Origin of the sequence: Xanthomonas sp. XNM01, from assembly GCF_014851915.1 — a bacterium.
GTDB lineage: Bacteria > Pseudomonadota > Gammaproteobacteria > Xanthomonadales > Xanthomonadaceae > Pseudoxanthomonas.
In genome coordinates, this window is record NZ_JACVAP010000020.1 from 1 (window position 1) to 255 (window position 255).

The 255-nt window shown below is 52.9% G+C and carries 1 rRNA gene; it reads left to right on the top strand.

The features are described 5' to 3' along the window. Positions 1-255 (top strand): 23S ribosomal RNA (locus tag IB242_RS20275); the annotation flags it as partial.

Genomic DNA, 255 nt, shown 5'->3' on the forward strand with positions numbered 1-255 from the left:
AAATTGAAATCGCTGTGAAGATGCAGCGTTCCCGTGGCAAGACGGAAAGACCCCGTGAACCTTTACTATAGCTTTACACTGAACGTTGAGTTCGTCTGTGTAGGATAGGTGGGAGGCTATGAAACTGCGGCGCTAGCTGCAGTGGAGCCATCCTTGAAATACCACCCTGATGTGCTTGACGTTCTAACCTGGGCCCGTAATCCGGGTCGGGGACCGTGTATGGTGGGTAGTTTGACTGGGGCGGTCTCCTCCTAA